23 protein-coding genes are annotated in these 19,501 nt (G+C 71.7%); 10 read left to right on the top strand and 13 right to left on the bottom strand.

The features are described 5' to 3' along the window. Window positions 1–22 precede the first annotated feature (22 nt). From FFG40_RS00110 to FFG40_RS00100, 3 genes are read right to left on the bottom strand one after another with little or no spacing between them, the layout of a single operon-like run. Window positions 23–907 carry a biotin-dependent carboxyltransferase family protein gene (locus FFG40_RS00110; protein WP_138801857.1) on the bottom strand — a complete coding sequence of 295 codons (885 nt, stop codon included), beginning with the start codon at window positions 905–907 and terminating at the stop codon, window positions 23–25. Continuing rightward, window positions 904–1,536 carry an allophanate hydrolase subunit 1 gene (locus FFG40_RS00105; RefSeq protein ID WP_138801856.1) on the bottom strand — a complete coding sequence of 211 codons (633 nt, stop codon included), beginning with the start codon at window positions 1,534–1,536 and terminating at the stop codon, window positions 904–906. Before FFG40_RS00105 ends, FFG40_RS00110 begins: the two co-directional genes overlap by 4 nt. Then, window positions 1,533–2,294, bottom strand: coding sequence for a LamB/YcsF family protein (locus FFG40_RS00100; RefSeq protein WP_138801855.1), 762 nt, complete (start codon window positions 2,292–2,294; stop codon window positions 1,533–1,535). Before FFG40_RS00100 ends, FFG40_RS00105 begins: the two co-directional genes overlap by 4 nt. A gap of 169 nt (window positions 2,295–2,463) precedes the next feature. Between FFG40_RS00100 and FFG40_RS16935 the strand changes: the two genes are divergently transcribed. Both FFG40_RS16935 and FFG40_RS00095 read left to right on the top strand, forming a co-directional pair. Beyond that, entirely contained in the window at window positions 2,464–2,634 is a 171-nt protein-coding gene (locus tag FFG40_RS16935; protein ID WP_185974047.1) for a hypothetical protein, read from the top strand. Between the two features lie 215 nt (window positions 2,635–2,849). Beyond that, the gene (locus tag FFG40_RS00095; RefSeq protein WP_138801854.1) at window positions 2,850–4,214 is read left to right on the top strand and encodes an MFS transporter; all 1,365 of its coding nucleotides are present in this window, start codon (window positions 2,850–2,852) and stop codon (window positions 4,212–4,214) included. Window positions 4,215–4,331: 117 nt separating this feature from the next. Here FFG40_RS00095 and FFG40_RS00090 read toward each other — a convergent pair whose 3' ends face one another. Then, complete coding sequence (locus FFG40_RS00090; RefSeq protein ID WP_110864146.1) at window positions 4,332–4,676, bottom strand: hypothetical protein; 345 nt, start codon at window positions 4,674–4,676, stop codon at window positions 4,332–4,334. Window positions 4,677–4,822: 146 nt separating this feature from the next. Beyond that, the gene (locus FFG40_RS00085) at window positions 4,823–5,653 is read right to left on the bottom strand and encodes an alpha/beta hydrolase (RefSeq protein ID WP_138801853.1); all 831 of its coding nucleotides are present in this window, start codon (window positions 5,651–5,653) and stop codon (window positions 4,823–4,825) included. A 133-nt stretch (window positions 5,654–5,786) separates the two neighbouring features. Between FFG40_RS00085 and FFG40_RS00080 the strand changes: the two genes are divergently transcribed. After that, window positions 5,787–6,392 (top strand): LppP/LprE family lipoprotein, encoded by a 606-nt coding sequence (locus FFG40_RS00080; protein ID WP_185974046.1) that lies wholly within the window; start codon window positions 5,787–5,789, stop codon window positions 6,390–6,392. On the opposite strand, the gene FFG40_RS00075 is transcribed toward FFG40_RS00080, so the two are convergent. After that, window positions 6,386–7,051 (bottom strand): hypothetical protein, encoded by a 666-nt coding sequence (locus FFG40_RS00075; protein WP_138801851.1) that lies wholly within the window; start codon window positions 7,049–7,051, stop codon window positions 6,386–6,388. The two genes, FFG40_RS00080 and FFG40_RS00075, sit on opposite strands and share 7 nt — an antisense overlap. 57 nt (window positions 7,052–7,108) lie before the next feature. Between FFG40_RS00075 and FFG40_RS00070 the strand changes: the two genes are divergently transcribed. The 3 genes from FFG40_RS00070 to FFG40_RS00060 all read left to right on the top strand — a co-directional run bounded on the left by FFG40_RS00070 (window position 7,109) and on the right by FFG40_RS00060 (window position 9,059). Beyond that, the gene (locus FFG40_RS00070; RefSeq protein WP_138801850.1) at window positions 7,109–8,140 is read left to right on the top strand and encodes a YeiH family protein; all 1,032 of its coding nucleotides are present in this window, start codon (window positions 7,109–7,111) and stop codon (window positions 8,138–8,140) included. A gap of 77 nt (window positions 8,141–8,217) precedes the next feature. Beyond that, the gene (locus FFG40_RS00065) at window positions 8,218–8,829 is read left to right on the top strand and encodes a hypothetical protein (protein WP_138801849.1); all 612 of its coding nucleotides are present in this window, start codon (window positions 8,218–8,220) and stop codon (window positions 8,827–8,829) included. Then, window positions 8,829–9,059, top strand: coding sequence for a helix-turn-helix transcriptional regulator (locus FFG40_RS00060; RefSeq protein WP_071245067.1), 231 nt, complete (start codon window positions 8,829–8,831; stop codon window positions 9,057–9,059). The genes FFG40_RS00065 and FFG40_RS00060 overlap by 1 nt, the downstream gene beginning before the upstream one ends. An 80-nt stretch (window positions 9,060–9,139) precedes the next feature. On the opposite strand, the gene FFG40_RS00055 is transcribed toward FFG40_RS00060, so the two are convergent. The 4 genes from FFG40_RS00055 to FFG40_RS00040 form a co-directional block, all read right to left on the bottom strand. After that, on the bottom strand, window positions 9,140–10,216 hold the full coding sequence (locus FFG40_RS00055; protein WP_138801848.1) for an ABC transporter permease: 1,077 nt from the start codon (window positions 10,214–10,216) through the stop codon (window positions 9,140–9,142). Further along, window positions 10,213–11,094, bottom strand: coding sequence for an ABC transporter ATP-binding protein (locus tag FFG40_RS00050; RefSeq protein WP_138801847.1), 882 nt, complete (start codon window positions 11,092–11,094; stop codon window positions 10,213–10,215). The genes FFG40_RS00055 and FFG40_RS00050 overlap by 4 nt, the downstream gene beginning before the upstream one ends. 470 nt (window positions 11,095–11,564) lie before the next feature. After that, on the bottom strand, window positions 11,565–12,281 hold the full coding sequence (locus FFG40_RS00045) for a response regulator transcription factor (RefSeq protein ID WP_138801846.1): 717 nt from the start codon (window positions 12,279–12,281) through the stop codon (window positions 11,565–11,567). Further along, window positions 12,263–13,537 (bottom strand): sensor histidine kinase, encoded by a 1,275-nt coding sequence (locus FFG40_RS00040; protein ID WP_138801845.1) that lies wholly within the window; start codon window positions 13,535–13,537, stop codon window positions 12,263–12,265. Before FFG40_RS00040 ends, FFG40_RS00045 begins: the two co-directional genes overlap by 19 nt. A 65-nt stretch (window positions 13,538–13,602) precedes the next feature. On the opposite strand from FFG40_RS00040, the gene FFG40_RS00035 reads away from it, so the two are divergent. After that, window positions 13,603–13,953 carry a YciI family protein gene (locus tag FFG40_RS00035; RefSeq protein ID WP_138801844.1) on the top strand — a complete coding sequence of 117 codons (351 nt, stop codon included), beginning with the start codon at window positions 13,603–13,605 and terminating at the stop codon, window positions 13,951–13,953. Here FFG40_RS00035 and FFG40_RS00030 read toward each other — a convergent pair. Further along, complete coding sequence (locus FFG40_RS00030; protein ID WP_185974045.1) at window positions 13,859–15,061, bottom strand: MFS transporter; 1,203 nt, start codon at window positions 15,059–15,061, stop codon at window positions 13,859–13,861. The genes FFG40_RS00035 and FFG40_RS00030 overlap by 95 nt on opposite strands. Window positions 15,062–15,123: 62 nt before the next feature. Here FFG40_RS00030 and FFG40_RS00025 point away from each other — a divergent pair, with 62 nt between their 5' ends. Together FFG40_RS00025 and FFG40_RS00020 are read left to right on the top strand one after the other, a co-directional pair. Further along, on the top strand, window positions 15,124–15,711 hold the full coding sequence (locus FFG40_RS00025; RefSeq protein ID WP_138801842.1) for a TetR/AcrR family transcriptional regulator: 588 nt from the start codon (window positions 15,124–15,126) through the stop codon (window positions 15,709–15,711). Continuing rightward, window positions 15,708–16,601 carry an alpha/beta hydrolase family protein gene (locus FFG40_RS00020; RefSeq protein WP_138801841.1) on the top strand — a complete coding sequence of 298 codons (894 nt, stop codon included), beginning with the start codon at window positions 15,708–15,710 and terminating at the stop codon, window positions 16,599–16,601. The genes FFG40_RS00025 and FFG40_RS00020 overlap by 4 nt, the downstream gene beginning before the upstream one ends. 118 nt (window positions 16,602–16,719) lie before the next feature. Here the strand turns inward: FFG40_RS00020 and FFG40_RS00015 are convergent, their stop codons facing one another. After that, window positions 16,720–17,202 (bottom strand): RimK/LysX family protein, encoded by a 483-nt coding sequence (locus FFG40_RS00015; protein WP_138801840.1) that lies wholly within the window; start codon window positions 17,200–17,202, stop codon window positions 16,720–16,722. An 87-nt stretch (window positions 17,203–17,289) separates the two neighbouring features. On the opposite strand from FFG40_RS00015, the gene FFG40_RS00010 reads away from it, so the two are divergent. Beyond that, window positions 17,290–18,483, top strand: coding sequence for a RimK family alpha-L-glutamate ligase (locus tag FFG40_RS00010; protein ID WP_027465990.1), 1,194 nt, complete (start codon window positions 17,290–17,292; stop codon window positions 18,481–18,483). Between the two features lie 95 nt (window positions 18,484–18,578). On the opposite strand, the gene FFG40_RS00005 is transcribed toward FFG40_RS00010, so the two are convergent. Further along, on the bottom strand, window positions 18,579–19,501 hold a 923-nt coding region (locus tag FFG40_RS00005), incomplete at its 5' end, for an Ig-like domain-containing protein (RefSeq protein WP_260678753.1).

Here is a 19,501-nt window from a genome sequence, read left to right as displayed (position 1 = left end):
CCCTGCGCTTGTTCCGGGTCGGTCAGTCGACGATGCGGAACCGGAGCGGATCGCCCGGACGGAGCTGCGCCGCGAGGTCGATCGACGACGGTGTCAGGACCGCGACGACCGGGTAGCCGCCGGTCACCGGGTGGTCGGCGAGGAACAGCACGGGGAAGCCCTCGGGCGGCACCTGCAGTGAACCGGTCTCCACGCCCTCGCTCGGCAGCTCGCGTGCCACGGAGCGGACGAGCGGCGTCTCGGCCGTGGTGCGGACCCCCACGCGGTCGCTGTCCGCACTGACGGAGAAGTCCTGACCGGTCAGGGTCGCACGCCACTCCGGGGTGAACCAGTCGTCGCGCGGTCCGGGCACCACGTCGAGCACGACCGGCTCGTCGGGCCACCGGAGCTCGGGCTGCGGCACCGCGTCGACGATCGGCCACGACACCCGGGCGTCACCGACGGGCAGGACGTCACCGGCGGACAGCGGCGGCGGACCGAGGCGCGCGAGGGAGTCCCACGAGCGACTGCCGAGCACCGGGTCGACCGCGAAGCCACCGAGGACCGCGACGTAGGCGCGCAGGCCCACGGTCGCGGTGCCGATCCGGAGCGTGTCGCCCGGAGCCAGCAGCAGCACCTCGTGTGACGCCGCCCCGCGGACCGACCCGTCCGCCCGCTCGACCTCGACGGGGCAGGCCGCGCCGGTGGTGGCCGCGACCACGTACGCGTCGGCGCGCAGCGTGACGGAGCCGAGCAGGGCCTCCAGGACGGCCGCGTCGGGACGGTTGCCGACCAGCCGGTTGGCGAGCGCTGCGGACCCGCGGTCGGCTGCTCCGGCCGCGCCGAGGCCCATGTCGCTGAAGCCCGGGCGCCCGAGGTCCTGCGTGGTCGCGCCGTAGCCGACCTGCACGACGGTCAGCGCGGTCATGCCGCACCCGCCACCACGAAGCGGACGAGCGTGCCAGCGGGGGCGACCGCCGGTGGCGTGCGGTCGAGCGACCACATCGGGACGTCGGTGCGGCCGATGAGCTGCCAGCCGCCGGGGGAGGTCCTCGGGTAGACGGCGCTGAACTCGCCGGCCACCGCGACGGCCCCGCTCGGGACGGCCGTGCGGGCGGTGCTGCGGCGGGGCAGGTCGAGCGGCCGATCGCTGCCGGTCAGGTAGCTGAAGCCGGGTGCGAAGCCGCAGAACGCGCTCGTCCAGAGCTGTCCGGTGTGCCACGCCACGAGTTCGTCACGCCGCATGCCGGTCAGCTCGGTGACGGTGTCGAGGTCCTCGCCGTCGTAGGTGACGGGGATGACGAGCGGGTCGGCGTCGTGCGCTTCGCGCGTGGCGCTGAGCGGAGTGACCTGCGCGAGCTCCGAGCGGAGTCGCCCGGCGTCCGTCGTGGTCGGGTCGAAGCGGAGCAGCAGCGTGCGGGCGCCGGAGACGACCTCGGTCAGCCCCGGCAGGGCAGCCTGCGCGAGCCCGGCGCGGAAGGCGACGACGTCGGCGAGGGAGTCGAACGTGGTGAGGAGTGCGGTGCCGCCCGCGGAGCGGACCTCGGGACCCGTCACGGTGCGAAGGGCGCGATCGTCACGCCGTGCTCGGTCAGCAGCGCTCGGATGGCTCGGGCCATCGCGACCGCGTCGGGGGAGTCGCCGTGGACGCAGACCGAGTCGGCACGCACGGCGATCTCGGACCCGTCGACGGCGGTCGCGACGCCGTCGGTGACCATGCGGAGCACCCGGGCTGCGACCTCGTCCGGGTCGTGCAGCACCGACCCCGGCTGCTTCCGTGACACCAGTGAGCCGTCGGGTTCGTAGGCGCGGTCGGCGAAGGACTCGCTCACCGCGCGGAGCCCGTGCCGCTCGGCCGCCAGCAGCAGCTCCGACCCGGGCAGCGCGAGCACGGCGAGGGACGGGTCGACGTCGGCCACGGCGCGGACGACGGCCTCGGCCTGCACCGGGTCGGCGCAGGCGGTGTTGTACAGGGCGCCGTGCGGCTTGACGTAGGTGACGGCCGTGCCGGCGACGTGCGCAGTGGTGGCCATCGCGCCGAGCTGGTGGACGACGTCGGCGTACAGCTCGTCGGGGGTGACGTGCACGGGTCGGCGGCCGAACCCGATCAGGTCGCGGTAGGCCACGTGTGCCCCGACCGCCACACCACGTCCGGCGGCGGCGCGGGCGGTGGCGAGCATGATCGTCGGGTCGCCGGCGTGGAACCCGCACGCGACGTTGGCGCTGGAGACGACGTCGAGCATCGCGGCGTCGTCGCCCATGGCCCAGGCGCCGAAGCCCTCGCCCAGGTCGCTGTTCAGGTCGATCGTGGTCACGGACGCTCCCTGTCCTCGCGGGTTGTTGAACAATCTACCGATCGCCCCGGTCCCTGTCATCCGTTGCCTCCGGCTGGACGGCGGTTTCCGAGGTGCGCCACGTACTGTCCGAGTCCTCAGTACCACCGGCGGCAGTGCTGCCGGATCGATCTCTGCACTGGAGCAGCTCATGACCGACAGTGACAACACGCACGACACCCCGAAGAACGACTCCGAGGGCACCGAGAAGCCGGGCGGCCTCGGCGACGACAACACCATCCCGAACAACCCCGACGGCCTGGCCGCGGGCCACACGGGTGACGACTCGCACTTCAACCCGGAAGAGGACGGCGAGCACTAGCGGCCCCTTCCGGCCCGCGGGTCGATGCAGAACGACACCGTCGTTGTCCTCCGACAACGGCGGTGTCGTTCTGCGTCGACGCCACGTGCGTCCGCACCCGACGAAACATGCGTCACAAAACCTTCCGGCACGAGGTTTCCGGTGCTACAGTCCCGATCACCTAGCAGCACTAGGGATTCGCGGGCGCCGAAGCCCCTGTGACTCAAGGAGGAGTCATGTCGACACCGACGTCGAAGGAAGAACCCACGCGGGGCATCGCCGGGACCGCGTCCCCAGCGGTCACCGCAGCCGCCGGAGCCACCGCCACGGACGCCGCGGCGTCCCGAGCGTTCTCGGTCGAGGGCATCACGCAGTCCGTCAGCACCGTCCGGGTGGGCCGCGGCTACCTCTGGGGCCTCAGCTTCGCCCAGTTCGGCCTGTTCGTCGCCCTGCTCACGCCCGTCTTCGTGAGCATGTCGATCAAGGCGACGGAGCTGAACCCGACGAGCCCCGAGACCGTCGTCGGCTCCGTCCTGCCGTTCGGCGCGCTCGGCGCCCTGTTCGCCAACCCCCTGTTCGGCGCGCTCTCCGACCGCACCCGCACGCGGTGGGGCCGTCGCCGCCCCTGGATGGTCGGCGGTGTCGTCGTCTTCGTCGGTTCCCTCGCCTGGCTCGCGTTCTCGCCCGACGTGCTGCAGCTCACCCTGGCCTGGGTGCTGGCGCAGGTCTCCGCCAACGCGGTTCTGTCCACGCTCACGGCGAGCTTCGCCGACAACGTGCCGGAGTTCCAGCGCGGCAAGGCGTCGAGCGTCATCGCCCTGGCGCAGAACATCGCGATCCTGGCCGGGCTCTACCTGGCCGTGTACCTGGTCGGCAACCTGCCGGTCCTGTTCATCGCACCGGGCGTCCTGGCGATCATCGCGGTCCTCGTCTACTCGTTCGTCGCCCGTGACGACCTGCCGACGACGCCGGTCAAGCCCTTCAGCTGGATCAACCTGATCAGCTCGTTCTGGACGAACCCGATCAAGCACCGCGACTTCGGGCTCGCCTGGTGGGGCCGCTTCCTCATCACCTTCGGCACGTTCATGTTCACGACGTACCGACTCCTCTACATGCAGGACCGCATCGGACTCCCGCAGGACGAAGCGGTCGGCGCCGTGGCGTTCGGTGTGCTCCTGTACACGGTCGCCCTGCTCGTCAGTGCCGCTGTCTCCGGCTGGGTGTCCGACCGGATCCAGCGTCGCAAGGCCTTCGTCTGGGGTTCGACGGCCATGACCGCCGTCGGCCTGGTGATCCTGGCCCACGTCGACAGCGTCGGCGGGTTCTACTTCGCCGAGATCGTCCTCGGTTTCGCCTTCGGCATCTTCGCCGCCATCGACACCGCCCTGATCGTCGACGTGCTGCCCGACCCGGAGCGCCCCGGCAAGGACCTCGGTGTCATCAACATCGCCAACGCCCTGCCGCAGTCGCTCGCCCCCGCCGTCGGTCTGTTCCTGCTCGGCATCGGTGGTGGCCAGAACTACACGCTCATGCTCTGGGGTGCCGGCGTCGCCGTCATCCTCGGCGCCCTGGTGATCCTGCCCATCAAGTCGGTCCGCTGACCGACGCGACCGCCTGGAGGCGCGACCTGCGTCCGCGACGCACGCCGCGCCTCCAGGCGGTCACCTCCACCCCACGTACCCGTCTGTTCATGCGCCGTGACGAGCAGGGGGCATGGCTCAGAGCTGCGGTGTGCGCCTGCCGAACAGTGCGTCGAGGAACCGCGAGAACCGCGACTCCGGTTCGTGGGGCGTCTCGATCGAGCGGGTCGGGGAGCGGAACGCCAAGTCGTGCAGCATGTTCCGTTTCGATCCGTCCCAGTTCGCGAACAGGTAGGTCCCGCCGATGAAGGACATGCTCCGGACCGGCGTGCGCTTCCACGAGTCGGCAGCCACGTAGTACCCCGCGTGGCCGGCGCGGATGTGCTGGATCACGGTGTCCACGTCGATGACACCGGTCGGTGTCACGACGGCGGTGATGCCCGTGCGGTCGCGGGCGACGTACTCGATGAGGTGTTCGGTCACGATGGAACTCTTCGTCACGGTGGTGAGGCGCCACGGCAGGGAGCGTGGCGAAGGGGATTCGGAACCGCCGTTGCTTCCGTTTCCAGAGTACGTCCGCCGCGGGCGTGCCGTCCCCGGATGTCCGCCGTTCGCAGGCGGATGAGCGTTCAGCGGATGGGGGTCCGGCCGGCCCAGTCCACGATGCGTTCGATCGTGTCGTCGAAGTCCCGCGTGCCGGGTCGGTTGAGGAACGCGTGACGGCTGTCCGGCAGGACGTGTCGTTCGACCTCGATGTCCGCTGCCTCGAGCTCGTCCGCGAATCGTTCGCCCGACGCGCGCATCACGTCCCGCTCGGCGTCGATCACCAGGGTGCGGGGGAACCCGCCGAGGTCGTCGGGCGCCGGGTAGACCGCAGTGGGGCGGCCGCCCGCGTACGCCCGGTTGCTCAGGTCGAGCAGCAGCGGCGCGTGCGTGAGCCGCCGGTGGCCTCGGACGAGTCGCCGCACCGCCGGGTCGCGCGGGAGTCGGGCGTGGAAGAACCCGTATGTCAGCACGAGGCCGACCAGCGGCGGGGCGGTCGCGACCGCGGATGCCGCCAGGCAGGCACCGGCGCTCGCCCCGCCGAGCAGCAGGCCGGACGGTGTCTCGTGGTGCAGGTGGCGGAGGACGGCGACGATCTCGTCCCGCGCGTGCGGCGCTCGTCGTCGCCCTCGCGCTCCACCCCGGCCGAGCCACGGCAGCCCGGGCAGCGGTCCGAGGCGGTAGTCGACGGTCACGACCGGCAGGCCGCGCTCGGCGAGTGCCCGTGCGACGGCGTCGGATTCCGGCAGGTCGAGGTCGCCCCGGAAGAACCCGCCGCCGTGCACCCAGACCAGGGTCGGGGATCCCGTGCCGCCGCTCCGGTCCAGGGGTCGGTAGCGCCTGATGGGGACCGGCCCGTGCGGTCCGTCGATCCGGTCATCGGCGACCTCGATCGTGTCCTGGTGCTTCCCCCGCATGGGAGCAGTGTCGCAGCACGCGGGCGGGAGTCAGGCTCGCGTCGCTTCAACTCGCGTCCGTCAGGAGCGTCGTGCGGGACACGGCCCGGTAACGATGCGGGCGACCGCTCGGCCGGGCAGGCAGCGTGGAGGCATGCGCCTGACGAGAGCCGCCCTGATCCTGACCACTGCGACCCTGGCAGCGCTGCTGACGGGGTGTTCCGGCGCGGACGGAGCGGACGGCGGTGCTGCGACCCCGACCGTGACCGAGACCGTCACTGCCCCGCCCTCCGACGCCGCGAGCGCGTCGACCCCGACGCGGACGCCGACGCCCACCCCCACCCCGACGTGTGGCCCGTCGAGCGGTGCCGAGGCTGCGGCCGATGGCATCGCGGCCCTGCCGTTGCCCGCCGGACTCGAGGATGCGAAGTGGGACGCCGCGAACGCCGACTACTCCGGCTACGACGCCTGCGCGCCGCTGTCCTGGTCCGTGGTCGCACCCGAGTTCGGCACGGCAGGATCCCCGTACGCGATCCTGCTGTTCCACGAAGGCCGGTACCTCGGCACGGCCACTGCCCAGCAGTACGCCTTCGAGCCGACCGTCGAACGACAGAGCGACTCGGCCGTCACGGTGACCTACCGGTTCGCCAAGGCTGGCGAGCCGAACGCAGCGCCCTCCGGCCTCACCACGGCCACCTTCACCTGGAATGACGAGACCGGCCGGGTCGAGATGACGGGGGACACCCCGCCCGCTCAGTGACGGTCAGCTGGCGCCGAGGCCACGCCGAGCTCCCGCTGCAGGGTGCGCAGGACCCGCACGAGGGTGTCGAGCTTGTCCGGTCCGGCTTCGAACCCACGTCCGAGGGTGGACCGCGGTTGCACGACCACGTCGTCACCGTCGGTCGTGGTGATCCAGACGCCGAAGTCGGCACGCTGGCCGCGGGACTCCCTCGTCGCGACGGAGAACCGCCGGATGCGTGCCCACGGCAGGTCGAACACCGGCGCGTCCCGTGACGGTGCCCACGCGTGCAGGCCGAACTCGTCGACGGTCCAGACCTCCGGGCGGGGCTTCGGGAAGTCGTCGGAGGTGCGCAAGCCGGACGTCAGCACGGGCAGGTGGAACCGAGGTGCCCGGCCCGCTCCGATGCGCGCGAGCGTCCGGCGGTCGCCTCGCCCGGCGGACAGCGTCGACGCGGCCAGCAGCAGCCCGAACCCCGTGACCACGATCGGCCACAGCACGAACGACCCCTGCGTCCGGGCACTGTCGATGCCGCGCAGGAAGTCCGGGAACGCGAACTCGGCGACGAGCGCGGCGAGCCCCACCGCCGTGGTGACGACCGCCGCGAGCAGCACCGGCCCCCGCTTCGGCATCTCCCCGTCGCGCAGCCGCTGCACCCACCGTTCCCCGGAGTACTCCACCGTGCCATCCTGCCCGTCGCGGTCACCGATCGGCCGCGGGCGCGACATGCTGTTCACATGCAGTCCGTCCGTGCCGCCGCACCCGGTGTCGCCCTCGCCGTGGCGATCGGCATCGTCGCCACCCTCGTCGGGCGGGTCGTCCCGGTGGTCGGCGGTCCCGTCCCCGCCGTCCTGATCGGTGCCGTCGTGGGGTGGCTCGTCCGGCGTCGCACCGGTGGCACGCTCGCCGCGCTGGCTCCCGGTGTGAAGTTCTCGTCCAGCCGGGTCCTGCAGTTCGCGGTGGTCCTGCTCGGCGCGCAGCTGTCCATCGGCGAGGTCCTGCGCATCGGCGGTGAGACCCTGCCGGTGATGCTCGCGACGCTCGTCGTCTGCCTGGTGGCCGCGTGGGGGATCGGCCGACTGCTCCGGGTCTCGGGCGCACTCCGCACCCTGATCGGCGTCGGGACCGGCATCTGCGGTGCCTCGGCGATCGCCGCCGTGACACCCGTCATCGGCGCGGTCAGTGCGGACGTCGCCTACGCGATGTCGACGATCTTCCTCTGCAACATCGCCGCCGTCTTCGCCTTCCCGCTGCTCGGGCATGCTCTGGGCATCAGTCAGCACGCCTTCGGCGTCTTCGCGGGCACCGCCGTGAACGACACGTCGTCCGTCGTCGCCACGGCGACGGTCTACGGCCGCCAGGCGACCGACACCGCGGTCGTCGTGAAGCTGGTGCGCACCCTGATGATCATCCCGATCGTCATCGGGCTGGCCGGACTGGAGGCCCGCCGCGCCTCCCGCGAGCAGCTCGCCCCCGCCTCGGGGCCGGGTCGCGGGTTCCGGGTGTTCCGGTTGGTGCCGTGGTTCCTGATCGGGTTCCTCGTGGTGGTACTGCTCCGGACGGTCGGGGTCCTGCCCGCGTCCGTGGCGCCGGGGTTCGCGACGGCCGCCTCGTTCCTCATCACGGTGGCGCTCGCCGCGATCGGTTGCTCGACGGACTTCGCGGCACTCCGCCGCGCCGGGTTCCGGCCGATGCTGCTCGGCATCGCGCTCTGGGTCCTGGTGGCGGGGACGAGCCTGGGGGCGCAGGCGGTCTTCGGCCTGCTGTAGGGGTTGCCGGCACCGGACCTATCGTTTATCGTTGCATCGAAATTCGATGGTATCGATGATCGACAGGGGAAGCAGCCATGACCACGCCCGTCTACGAACCGCCCCGCGGGCGGAACTCCTACCTGGCCTACGTCGTCTCGTGTGCGCTCGGCATCGCGATCGTGGTGTGGCGGTACGTCGACCTGCTCGTCCACTCGATCGCCTCGGGCACCGTGGTGGTGCCGATCCGGATCCGCGAGACCAGTACCGTCCCGCAGCCTCCGGGTGGCGCGACGGTGACGTCTGACCAGCTCGTGCTCCGGGCACCGATCGCCGACGTGCCGGGTGGTGCGATCGGGTACATCCGCGTCGGCGACGCCCTGGAGGTCCTGCTCGTCAGTACCCTCATCGCCCTGGTGGCGGCGGTGGCCTGGAAGATCTCGCGCGGCGGGCTCTTCGACCGCTCGACCACGCGGATCCTCGACTGGCTCGTCGGCGCGGTGCTGGCCGCCGGGTTCCTGCCGTCGTTCGTCCGCCGCATGGGGTGGAACTGGGTGGTGTCGGGCCTCGGCTGGGACGGGTACCTGCCCACGCCGGTGGTGGACCACCAGTTCCTGCCCGTGTACCTCGGCCTGCTCGTCGTCGTCTGCTTCCGGTTCGCGCTCACCGCCTCGCAGCGGATGGTGCGGGACCAGGCCGGGCTGGTCTGATGCCCCCGGAACAGGAGGACGGCCACGCGGTCGTCTGTCACCTCGACGACCTGCTCGCCGAGCGGGGGATGACCCTGACCGAGCTCGCCGACCGCGTCGGCGTGACCGTCGTCAACCTCTCGGTGCTCAAGAACAACCGGGCTCGCGCGATCCGGTTCTCCACCCTCACCCGACTGTGCGAGGTGCTCGGCTGCCAGCCGGGCGACGTCTTCTCGGTGCGCACGGATTGACGACGGAAGGCCCGCCCGATGTGAGCTGATCTGCTCACGCTGGGCGGGCCTCCTGGCCGTACCTGACGGATCTGCCGGCGTCAGCCGCGCAGCGCCTCCGACAGCTTCACGCGACTGCCGGTGCGGAGCAGGGCGTTCTCGTAGACGCGGGCGCCGATGACCACGACCGCGACGACCGAAGCGGCGACGATGACGAGCGACAGGATCGGCTCCCACCACTCGGCGGTCCCCAGGAAGATCCGCATGGGCATGCCGATCGGGGCGCTGAACGGCACGTACGACATGATGCCGAGGATCGTCGGGTTGTCGTAGGCGACGATGATCAGGAAGTACGGGATCATCACGAGCATCATCACCGGGGTGGTGACGCTGCCGACGTCCTCCTGGCGGGAGACGAGTACGGCCGCCGCGGCGAACAGCGACGCCAGGAGCACGAATCCGATCGCGAAGAAGCCGATGAACCACAGGATGCTCGGGCCGAGCATCGCGAACATGTTGTCCTGCCCGGTCACCGCCAGCGTGACGATGGCGGCGACGGCCACCGCGACGATCTGCGCGAAGGCCATGATGCTGTTGCCGAGCACCTTGCCGGCGAGCAGCGCCCGGGCCGGGATCGCGGACATCAGGATCTCGACCACCCGTGTCGACTTCTCCTCGACGACACTCTGCGCGATCGACTGGCCGAACGTCACTGCCGACGCGAAGTACACGACGCCGAACGCGATGGCGATGAGGTAGACCAGGCCACCCGGCAGCGCGTCCGGGTCGAGCAACTCGATGCGCGGGGTGACGCTCAACGCCGAGACGACCTCGGACGGGGCTTCGTCGAGTCCGACGACCTTGTAGCCGAGCGGGTCGTCCGACGGCACGATCGCCGCGTCGACGTCACCCTTGGTCACGAGCCGTTCGGCGTCGTCGACCGATGCCGACTCCGTGACGTCGAGCCCACTGGTGGTCGGCAGCGAGACGCCGGCGACGACGGCGACCGGGGTGGTGTCGTCGGCGGTGGCCTTGCTCACGATCCCGCCGACGACGATCGACGCGACGACCATGCCGATCAGGATGAGCGCCGAGACCACGAAGGCCTTGCTGCGGATGCGTGCCTGGATCTCACGTGCGGAGACGAGCCGCACGGCCTGCACGAAGGAGTTGTTCATCGGACGACCTCCCGGAAGACCTCGCTGAGCCGCGGCACCCGCGGCGAGAACGACCCGACGGCGCCGTGCTGGACAGCACGCTGCAGGACACGCTGGGCGGTGGTGGCGTCGGCTTCGAAGACCGCGTACCCGCCGTCGAACTCCCGCACGGCCACACCCGGCTCGTCGCGGAGCCAGGCGACGTCCCCGTCGACCAGCAGCTCCCACGCGGCGGGGCCGGCCTGCTTGCGGAGCTCCTCCTGCGGACCGGCGGCGCGGATCGTGCCACCGGCGATGACGACGACGTCGTCGCAGAGCCGCTCGACCACGTCGAGCTGGTGGCTCGAGAACAGCACCGGGACGCCCCGGGCCGCGGTCTCGCGCAGGACGCCGAGCACGGTGTCGACAGCCATCGGGTCGAGGCCCGAGAACGGCTCGTCGAGCACGAGCACCTCGGGGTCGTGTGCCAGCGCCGCGGCGATCTGCACGCGCTGCTGGTTGCCGAGCGAGAGCTTCTCGACGGGGTCGCCGGCATGTGCTGTGAGTTCGAGGCGTTCGAGCAGCTCGCCGGTGCGGGTCGTCGCCGCGCGCTTGTCGACGCCGTGCAGCCGGGCCAGGTAGGTGATCTGCTCGGCCACCGGCATCTTCGGGTACAGGCCGCGTTCCTCGGGCATGTAGCCGAAGCGGCGGCGGTCGGCGGGGCGGACCGCGGTGCCGTCGATCGAGACCGAGCCGGCGTCGGCCTGGAGCACGCCGAGCATGATGCGCATGGTGGTGGTCTTGCCGGCACCGTTGCCGCCGACGAAGCCGGTGAGGCGGCCGCTGCCGACCGTGAACCCCACGTCGTCGAGCACCCGGCGGTCGCCGAAGTGCTTGGTCACCCCTTCGATGGTGAGCATGTCGTTCCCCTTCGTCGCGACGCTGGTCGTCGCTGCGTCCGACGCTATTGGCCGGGAGGCACGCCCCGCCTCCGCCGCCAGGCGGGACTTGGCCAGGTGGTCGGCTCCACCGCGTGGGGGAGGACCGCGCGTCGACCCGGCTCGGCACGGCGCGCGCTGGGTGCGAGTCGGCACGGTGCGCGCTTGTTCGGCTCGTGCGGGTTTGGTTGCTCGGTGCGTCGTTCTGGCGGCGCACGGTGCGGTCAACGCCGCACGGGTTGAACGAAGGCGCACGGTGCGGGCGTGGGGTGCGGTGGTGGGCACGGTGCGGGCTTGTTGGGCTGGTGCGGGTTTGGTTGCACGGTGCGTTGTGGTGGCGCGGCACGGTGCGGTCAACGCTGCACGGGTTGAACGAAGGCGCACGGTGCGGGCTGGGTGCGGGTCAGCACGGTGCGGGCTTGTTCGGCTCGTGCGGGTTCGACCCGGCTCGGTCAGCCGGCGACGCCGTGCTCGAACGCCCAGACGACGGCCTGGATGCGGTCGCGCAGTGCGAGCTTCTGCAGCACGTTCGACACGTGGGTCTTCACGGTGGCGTCACCGACGTAGAGCTCGGCGGCGATCTCCGCGTTGCTCAGGCCACGGGCGAGGAGTCGCAGCACCTCGGTCTCCCGCTCGGTGAGCCCGGCGGCGGCGAGCGCGTCCTCGCCCGTCGTCGAAGGTGTCGCGGTCGTGGTGGTCGCCGAGGGCTGCGCCGCAGCCGACGCCGTCGCCCGGCTGATCACCCGGCGCGTGACGTCCGGCGCGAGCAGGGCGTCCCCGGCGGCGACGGTCCGCACGGCGTCGATCAGCCGCTCGGGGGAGGCATTCTTCAGCAGGAACCCGCTCGCTCCCGCCTCGAGCGCTTGGAACAGCGCGTCGTCGCTGTCGAACGTCGTGAGGATGAGCACCGCCGGCGGGTCCGGCAGCGCCGCGATCCGTCGCGCGGCCTCGAGCCCGTCGACGCCCGGCATCTGCACGTCGAGGCAGACCACGTCCGGGTTCAGCTCCTGCACGGCCTCGACCGCCCGCGCGCCGTCCGAGGCTTCGCCGACCACCCGGAACCCGGGCTCGGACTCCAGGATCACGCGGAACCCGGCGCGGACGAGCTCCTGGTCGTCGGCCAGCACGATGGTCAGGTCGGTCGTGCCGTTCACGTCGTCGGCAGCCATGCGCGCACCAGGTAGCCTCCTCGGGCTCGTGGCCCGATCTCGATCCGTCCGTCCACGGCGGCGACGCGTTCCCGCATCCCGACGTGTCCGAGCCCGCTGCCGGAGGTACTCCGGGCGGCACGGGCACCGAGCCCGTCGTCCGCGACCTCCACCTCGACGCCGCCGTCCAGGTACCGCAGCCGGACGTCGGCGCGGGCGGTCGGGCCGGCGTGCTTGAGGATGTTCGTCACGGCTTCCTGCACGATCCGGTACGCCACCGCGGCCACCGTCGGCGGCACCGGGCGCTCGTCGCCCACGACGACGTACTCGGCGGGGTGGCCCGCCACCCGGGCGGACTCGGCCAGCTCGGCGATCCGCGTGATGCCCTCGGTGCTCGGGCCGTCGCCCCCGGCGGCCGCGAGGCCGTCCGCGTCGTCGTCGGAGCGCAGGGTGCCGAGCATCCGCCGGAGTTCCTCCACCGCGGTGCGGGCGCTCTCCTCGACCACCCCGAGTGAGGCGGTGGCCTGGGCGGGGTCGCGGTCGATCACGCGTCGTGCAGCACCCGCCTGCACGCCCATCAGCGAGACGTGGTGGGCGACGACGTCGTGCAGCTCGCGGGCGATCCGTACCCGCTCGATCGTGACGGCCTGTGCCGCGGACCGCTCCCGCTCGGCGGCGAGTTCGGCGGTGCGTTCGGCGAGCTCGTGTCGTGCGACCGCAGCGGCCCAGGCCCGGTTGCCGGCGTACCAGGCGGCGCCGAAGTAGATGACGTTGATGACGATGTTGAGCAGCGAGATCGCGACGTAGGGCGCCACGGGGGAGTCCGTGTCGTTCGGCAGGGTGTTCGGTGACGCCCACCCGAACGAGATCGCGACGAACAGCCACGCGAACATGCCACCGATGACGACCCAGCGCACCGCTTCGGCCCGCACCCGGTCGGAACACCACGCACCCACCGTGTACAGCGCGATGAAGAGCGTGAAGTTGACGAGGAAGACCTCGGGCACCTGGAGCAGCTGCGTCGCCGCGAACGCCACCGCCGACACCAGGGCCACCGACATCGGGAACCGTCGGCGGAACGCGATCGGCGCCGCGTTCGCGACGATCATCAGCGCGGAGACCCACCACTCGGCCTGGTCGTCACCGTACGTACCGGCCGACCCGTACAGGAAGGTCGTGACGGCGAGCCCACCGGCCAGCACCACGGCGAGCACCGTGTCCTGCCGGTACTCGTGCCGCCCCACCGGCAGTCGCGACCACTCCGCCGTCGTCCCCATGCAGGAAACGCTACTGGGTGTGTTCGACCAGGAGTAGCCTGCCGCCAACGAGCAGGGGAGACGCCATGCAGTTCCTCGTCAACGTCATCGACGACGGTCAGGCCGCCGCCGTCGGCAACACGTACTCCGCGACCGACGCCGAAGCCGCAGCGGTCGATGCCTTCAACCAACGGATGGCCGACGCGATCGTGTTCGCCGCCGGGGTCTCCGCACCCGCTGACGCCATCGTGGTCGACGCCCGCGGGGGCGCGGTCGACACGACGGCCGACACGACGACCCGGCCCGCCAGCAACTCCGTCGAGTACGTCGCCGGGTTCTGGGTCATGGACCTCCCGGACGCCGAGACGGCGGCCCGGGTGGCGCACCAGGCGTCCGAGGCGTGCAACCGGAAGATCGAGCTCCGCCCGCTGCTCTGACGGCACGGACCCCACCCGGCGGACGGACCACCGCGGGGACGGCGCTCGCCGCGGTCACGACCGCCCCGACCACGAACGTCGCGACGAACCCGATCGCACCGACGAGCGCTCCGGCACCCGCAGCGCCGACGGCCTGCCCGAGCACGAGTGCGACGAACAGCATCGACGTGCCCGCCGACGACCGCTCGGCATCGATCTCGGTCGTCCACGCGATCAGCGCCCCGGTCGCCGCCGTGTAGCCCCAGCCGAACACGGCACACGCCAGCAGTGCCGCGACCGTCGCTTGCGGCGCTGCCCCCAACACCACGACGGCGACGGCGACCGACCCCGCCGTGACCGCCCAGAGCGTGCTGGCGCTCAGTCCGTTCGTCCAACGTGCGGTGACCACGACGGCCGCTCCGCCGATCCCGAGCGCGATCCAGGCCGACACCGAGACGACGATCGACGCGCCGGCCTCCACCAGCGCCGAACGTCCGTAGGTCCAGACGACGGCGGACCCGGCCCCGAACAGCAGCGCAAGCACGAGGACCCCTCTGTGTGCCGTGAACCACGGAGCACCGGGCAGTGGTGACCACGACGCGGCAGCCCCGCCGTGGGACGCCACGAGCAGCAGGGCTCCGACGGCCAGGGTGAACACCCCGGACACCGCCCAGGCCGTCCGCCAGTCGGGCAGCAGCACGAGTGCGAGCACCCCGGCGCCCACGAGCCCGGGGCCGGTGCCGGCGTTCACGATCGCCTGCGCGCGGCCCTGCAGCGCCTGGGGCACCCGCGCCGCGACGATCCGGACGAGGGCGGGCGACGCGAGTCCGGCACCCGCCGACGCGAGTACGGCGCTGACGCCGAACGCCGGTGGCCCACCGGCCGTCGCCATGCCGATCGAACCGGCCCCCGCCACCAGGGTCGCGACCGTGACGAGCCCCCGGGGCATCCGTGCGGCGAGCAGGAACCCGGCTACCGCACCGACGCAGTACAGCGCCGAGGCACCCGACGAGACCCACCCGGCGGCGTCTGCTCGGAGCCCCAGGTCGCGCTGCACGTCGGGCAGGAACAGCCCGTACGCCAGGCGCACCAGGCCGTAGGTGGCGGCGATCAGGCCGAGTCCGCTCACCAGGAGCAGTCGATGTCGTAACGAAAACGATCGTTTCACTTTTCAGAGCCTAGGGTGCTCTCATGGTGATGCGCCCAGGGACCGAGCAGCGGCTGCTCGACGCCGCCGAGGAGCTCTTCTTCTCACAGGGCATCGCCGCCACCCCGATCGACGCCGTCCTCGAACGGGCCGGGGTCTCGACGGCCACCCTGTACCGCGGCTACGCGAGCAAGGAGTCCCTGGTCGCCGCGGCCCTCACCCGTCGCCACGAGGACTGGATCGCCACCTGGGACCGTGCGGTCTCCGCCGAACGGGACGACCTGGGCCGACTCCTGGCGGTGTTCGACGCCCTCGACGACTACCGCTCGACGCCCACGGGCTCCCGCTGGTGCGCCTTCCTCGGCACCGCCGCCGAGTACGCCGACGCCCCCGCCGAGGTCCGGCAGGTCCTGGACCTCGAGACCACCACCCTGCGCCGGCGGCTCGTGGCACAGGCGGTGCCGGTGGTCGGTCCCCGTGCCGAGGTCCTCGCCGACCAGCTGCTGCTCATCGTCTCCGGTTACCTTGCGATGCGGTTGCGCGACCCCGCGCTCGACACGACGACGGCACGGTCCGTCGCCGCGTCCCTCATCCGGGAACACACCCCAGACGGAACGGCGCCCACCACATGACCCGATCGCGTGCTGCCACGATCACCCGCCGCTCCCTGCTGATCGGTGGCACGGGCGTCGTCGCCGCGGGAGCCGTGGCCGAGGGGATCAACCTCGGCCTGCTGCCCGGACGCTCGACCCTGTACCGGGTCCTCGGTCTGGACGGCACCGACGGCACGGTCCCCGACGTCGAGGCGGTCCCCACCGCCTCCGGCACCTTCGTCTCGACCGCTCGGAACGGCCGCACCGTCGGGTGGACGATCGCGGCCCCGGCATCCGACACCCCCTTGCCGGTGGCGGTCGCCCTGCACGGCTACGGCGACGACCACACCTCGTTCTTCGGGCGGAGCCTGGGCTACGACCGGTTCCTCGCGGCGCACGTCGCCGACGGAGGAGCACCGTTCGCGATCGCCTCGATCGACGGCGGCAACCGCTACTGGCACCCACGAGTCGACGGGGACGACCCCGCCGCGATGGTCGTCGACGAGTTCCTGCCCCTGATCGCCCGCCGCGGCTTCGACACGGACCGCCTCGCCCTGACCGGCTACTCGATGGGTGGCTTCGGGGCACTCCGGCTCGGTGGAGTCCTCGGCGCCTCGCGCGTCCGGGCCGTCTCGGCCATCAGCCCCGCGCTCTGGAAGTCGGCCGCCGACACCGCTCGCGGCGCCTTCGACGACGCCGCCGACTTCCGCGCGAACACCGTCCTCGGGCGGCAGCGCGCCCTGGACGGTGTCGCCGTCCGCGTCGACTGCGGCAACGGTGACGGGTTCGCGCCGGCGGTGCACACCTACGTCGACGGTTTCGACACGCCTCCGGCCGGAGGCTTCGCACCCGGCGCCCACACGCACGGGTACTGGCGCCGCCTGGCGCCACAGCAGCTCGCCTTCCTCGGCCGCCACCTCGGTCACTGACCGGGCCCGCGCCCGGGACGCGCGTCGAGACGGACGGGAGGCCCGTGGCGGCCCCGCACCGCGCCTCCAGGCCGTCGACCGGTCACCGCAACGGCCCGTGCCGCGTGACCAGGAGCGCTCAGGCGCGACCGCGGTTGCGGCGCCGGATCTCCTTCGGAGCCCGCCCGGCCATGAAGGACCGTGCAGGATCGACGAGGAAGCCCTGCCGGAGCGCCTCGCGACCGACGAGCATCCGGAACCCCATCTGGTCCCGGTTGCTCAAGGTGACCTCGGACTCGACGACCCGCCCGGCCAACGCGATCCGCGTGCGGACGACGATGCGCTCCTGGGTGTGCCCGGTCGAGCTGCGGACGATGCGACGGTCGTGCACGTCGCACTCGATGGTGGAGGCGTCGGCATCGGTGTCCTGCCAGGGGTGCAGCGAGAACCGGACCCGCTCGCCGGGCAGTTCCTCGAGGTCGAAGGCGTGCAACGCGGAGCTCCGGGCGCCGGTGTCGAGCTTCACCTTGATCCACGGCACGCCGAGGTCCGGCAGTCCCGCCCACTCCCGCCACCCGGCGACGACGAGCCCGCTGTCGGAGGACTTCGGAGCTCGGGCCATGTGCCCATCCTGTCGCATGCTCCGTGGCCACGTCCGCATGCTTTGATGGAGCGTCGCCGTCGATCCGACCCAGCGGAGAACCCCTCGATGAAACTCGCCATCCTGTCGCGCGCGCCCCAGGCGTACTCGACCCAGCGCCTCCGCGCAGCGGCACTCGACCGCGGTCACGAGGTCAAGGTGCTCAACACCCTGCGCTTCGCGATCGACCTGTCCGGCGACGACCCGGACCTGCTCTACCGCGGCAAGCTGCTGAGCGACTACGACGCGGTGCTGCCGCGCATCGGCAACTCGATCACCTACTACGGCACCGCCGTGGTGCGCCAGTTCGAGCAGATGGACGTCTACACGCCGAACACGGCGAACGGCATCACGAACTCGCGCGACAAGCTCCGGGCGAACCAGATCCTGTCGCGGCACGACATCGGCATGCCGGCGACGACCTTCGTGGCCGGCCGCAACGACGTGCGCGGGGCGATCGAACGGGTCGGTGGCGCGCCCGTCGTCATCAAGCTCCTCGAGGGTACGCAGGGCATCGGCGTGATCCTGGCGCCCGAGGCGAAGGTCGCCGAGTCGATCGTCGAGACCCTGCACTCCACGAAGCAGAACGTCCTGATCCAGCGGTTCATCGCCGAGAGCCGTGGCCGTGACATCCGGGCCCTCGTCGTCGGTGACCGGGTCGTGGCGGCGATGCGCCGGACCGCCTCGGGTGACGAGTTCCGCTCGAACGTGCACCGCGGCGGCACCGTCGAGAAGGTCACGCTCTCGCCCGAGTACGAGGCCGTGGCCGTGCGCTCGGCGCAGATCATGGGCCTCAAGGTCGCCGGCGTCGACATGCTCGAGGGCAACGACGGGCCGCTCGTGATGGAGGTCAACTCCTCGCCAGGGCTCGAGGGCGTCGAGCGCGCCACCGGCCTCGACATCGCCGGTGCGATCGTCGACTTCATCGCGAACCAGGTCGCGTTCCCCGAGATCGACGTCCGTCAGCGGCTGTCCGTCTCGACCGGCTACGGCGTCGCCGAGCTCCTCGTGCACACCAACGCCGACCTGGTCGGCAAGACGATCAAGGAGTCCGGGCTCTGGGACCGTGACATCACGGTCCTCACGCTGCACCGCGGCTCGAACGTCATCCCGAACCCGCGCAGTGGCGTCGCCCTCGAGCCGGGGGACCGCCTGCTCTGCTTCGGCAAGCTCGAGGAGATGCGGTCGATGATCCCGGAGCGCCGCAAGCGGCGCGCGAAGGTGCGGAAGCTGCCGAAGGAGCCGTTGCAGACCGAGGGTTGAGCGCTCGGGCGCTGCAGCGTCGTGACAGCCGGGAGGCCCGGATCGCGTCCCCTCGTCGGGTACGTGATCCGGGCCTCCCGTCCGCAGTCCGGGGCTCAGTCGCCGCGCACGTCGCCTTCGCGTCGGCGCGCGAGCAGGCGCAGGACGGCGCCGAGCCCGAGTGCGGTGAGCGCGGCGGCGAGCCAGCCGCCGAGCTCGACACCGGTGAAGGCGAGCTCCCGGTTGGTGGTGACGGTGCCGGGGGTGCTGGCTTCGTCGGTCTTCGGAGCGGGCGCGGTGTGGTCGTCGGTCATGCCGAGCTGCGTGCCGGTGCCCGGGGCCACGACCCCCGGGAACGCGGTTCCCGTTCCGGCCCCGTTGTCGCTCTCGCCCTCGCCCTCGCCTTCGCTCTCGGGGACGAGCGTGACGAGCATGCTCGAGCCCGGTGAGACGTGACCGAAGCGGTCCACGGCGACGACCGACAGCAGGTGGGCTCCCGGCTCCAGGGGAACCGTCGTCCGGAAGGCGAACCGCCCGTCGGAGTCAGCCGTCCCACGGCCGATCTCGCGGCCGTCGGCGTCGCGGATGACGACCGTCGAGCCGGGTTCTGCCGAGCCCCGGACGATGCCGGTGCCGTCGACGATGTCGTCGAACGCCTCGAGGACGGGTGCCGCCGGGGCCTCGGTGTCGACGTCGACCGTGGTCTTCGTCTGCTCGGAGGTGTTGCCGGCCTTGTCCTGCGCGATCAGTTCGAGGTCGTGTGCCCCGTCCGTGAGTGGCTCGTCGAGTTCGATGGAGAAGTCGCCGTCGTCGTTGGCCTCGCCGCGGCCGAGTTCGTTGCCGTCCTCGTCACGGATGATCACCGTGGCGCCAGGTTCAGCGGTCCCGGTGATGGGTCCCTTGCCATCGGTGAGGTCGGACGGGCTGGTGACGACCGGTGCCGTGGGTGCTTCGGTGTCGACGTCGACGGTGGTCTTCGTCTCTTCGGAGGTGTTGCCGGCCTTGTCCTGCGCGACGAGTTCGAGCTTGTGCTCGCCAT

It is taken from the genome of Curtobacterium sp. KBS0715 (assembly GCF_005938005.2).
GTDB lineage: Bacteria > Actinomycetota > Actinomycetes > Actinomycetales > Microbacteriaceae > Curtobacterium > Curtobacterium flaccumfaciens.
Note: the sequence above shows the minus strand (reverse complement) of the source record. Positions and strands in the feature narration are given on the sequence as shown.

Excerpts from the sequence above, each read along its gene's own strand:
- FFG40_RS00010 (WP_027465990.1), top strand. The coding sequence starts at position 17,290 with ATGAAACTCGCCATCCTGTCGCGCGCGCCCCAGGCGTACTCGACCCAG.
- FFG40_RS00070 (WP_138801850.1), top strand. The coding sequence starts at position 7,109 with ATGCAGTCCGTCCGTGCCGCCGCACCCGGTGTCGCCCTCGCCGTGGCG.
- FFG40_RS00015 (WP_138801840.1), bottom strand. The coding sequence starts at position 17,202 with ATGGCCCGAGCTCCGAAGTCCTCCGACAGCGGGCTCGTCGTCGCCGGG.
- FFG40_RS00080 (WP_185974046.1), top strand. The coding sequence starts at position 5,787 with ATGCGCCTGACGAGAGCCGCCCTGATCCTGACCACTGCGACCCTGGCA.
- FFG40_RS00035 (WP_138801844.1), top strand. The coding sequence starts at position 13,603 with ATGCAGTTCCTCGTCAACGTCATCGACGACGGTCAGGCCGCCGCCGTC.
- FFG40_RS00055 (WP_138801848.1), bottom strand. The coding sequence starts at position 10,216 with ATGAACAACTCCTTCGTGCAGGCCGTGCGGCTCGTCTCCGCACGTGAG.
- FFG40_RS16935 (WP_185974047.1), top strand. The coding sequence starts at position 2,464 with ATGACCGACAGTGACAACACGCACGACACCCCGAAGAACGACTCCGAG.
- FFG40_RS00050 (WP_138801847.1), bottom strand. The coding sequence starts at position 11,094 with ATGCTCACCATCGAAGGGGTGACCAAGCACTTCGGCGACCGCCGGGTG.
- FFG40_RS00060 (WP_071245067.1), top strand. The coding sequence starts at position 8,829 with ATGCCCCCGGAACAGGAGGACGGCCACGCGGTCGTCTGTCACCTCGAC.
- FFG40_RS00045 (WP_138801846.1), bottom strand. The coding sequence starts at position 12,281 with ATGGCTGCCGACGACGTGAACGGCACGACCGACCTGACCATCGTGCTG.
- FFG40_RS00110 (WP_138801857.1), bottom strand. The coding sequence starts at position 907 with ATGACCGCGCTGACCGTCGTGCAGGTCGGCTACGGCGCGACCACGCAG.
- FFG40_RS00095 (WP_138801854.1), top strand. The coding sequence starts at position 2,850 with ATGTCGACACCGACGTCGAAGGAAGAACCCACGCGGGGCATCGCCGGG.
- FFG40_RS00020 (WP_138801841.1), top strand. The coding sequence starts at position 15,708 with ATGACCCGATCGCGTGCTGCCACGATCACCCGCCGCTCCCTGCTGATC.
- FFG40_RS00040 (WP_138801845.1), bottom strand. The coding sequence starts at position 13,537 with ATGGGGACGACGGCGGAGTGGTCGCGACTGCCGGTGGGGCGGCACGAG.
- FFG40_RS00065 (WP_138801849.1), top strand. The coding sequence starts at position 8,218 with ATGACCACGCCCGTCTACGAACCGCCCCGCGGGCGGAACTCCTACCTG.
- FFG40_RS00085 (WP_138801853.1), bottom strand. The coding sequence starts at position 5,653 with ATGCGGGGGAAGCACCAGGACACGATCGAGGTCGCCGATGACCGGATC.
- FFG40_RS00025 (WP_138801842.1), top strand. The coding sequence starts at position 15,124 with ATGGTGATGCGCCCAGGGACCGAGCAGCGGCTGCTCGACGCCGCCGAG.